Annotated in this window: 1 pseudogene; it reads right to left on the reverse strand. The window is 38.0% G+C overall.

Features of this window, described 5'->3' with window-relative positions:
- Positions 1-1,116, reverse strand: a pseudogene (locus tag ACQKIH_RS22395) (IS3 family transposase); the annotation flags it as partial.

Raw genomic sequence — 1,116 nt, forward strand, 5'->3', positions numbered from 1 at the left:
TTTAATCTTTCTTGGTAACGTTCGTTATGATAGAACGAAATATATGTATCAATGGCTGCTTCCAACGCGTCATATGTATCATATTTGTTTAAATAATACTTTTCGACTTTCAAGGTACCCCAAAAAGCCTCTATAGGTCCGTTATCGATACAACGACCGACCCTCGACATACTGTGAACCATATTCGTATCGTCTATCATGCGTTTGAAAAATTTCGATGTATATTGAAAACCTCGATCACTATGAATAAGTGGTTGCTCACCTTCTTTTAGTCCCTGTATTGCAGGGATCATGGTATCATAAACTAATTTATTGTTATTCGAATGTCCTAATACATAACTGACAATCGAATTGTCGTGTAAATCAATAATCGCACTTAAATATGCCTTTTTCCCTTTGCCGTATTTGAATTCTGTTACATCGGTACACCATTTCTGATTCGGTTTTTCCGCAGTAAATTCACGTGCTAGAATATTTTCTGCCACATAATCAGGCTTTGATTTACGGTATCGTTTTGGCTTACGTCGAATAACCGATTTTAGACCGCAAAGCTGCATCAGGCGGTAAATACGCTTCTTATTCACTTTAGCTAAGCCCACTTTTGTTCTTTGGCGATTAATTGTCATTGTAATGCGGCGGTAGCCATAAATGCCATCTACTTGCGAATAAAGATGTTGAATCGAATCAACTAGCTGTTTGTTTTCTATTTCTCTTACAGATGGATGACGTTTCAACCATTTGTAATAAGCTGCACGTGATACCTCTGCGGTTTCACAAAGTAAAACAATCGATAAATTTTCATTCTCCGCCAACTCTTGAATCGCGATATAACGGCTCTGAATACGAACTCTACTTAATGACGCCTCCTTTCGATTTCCTCTAACTTTTTTAAAAATAAATTCTCTGCACGTAATCGTTCGTTTTCGCGCTCCATCTGGTGAATTTTTAAGCGTAATTCATCTTCTGGTGTACGCTCTTCTATAGGCTTTGTTCTGCCACGACGATCCTCTAAAGCTTGATGGCCACTCTCTTCAAACTTTTTTACCCATTGATAAACTTGTTGGTAGGACACATCATATTGTGCTGCTGTTTCTTGATAATTCTTCCCGTTCGCTA

The organism is Solibacillus cecembensis, from assembly GCF_050272495.1.
In the GTDB taxonomy this organism is placed as follows: domain Bacteria; phylum Bacillota; class Bacilli; order Bacillales_A; family Planococcaceae; genus Solibacillus; species Solibacillus cecembensis.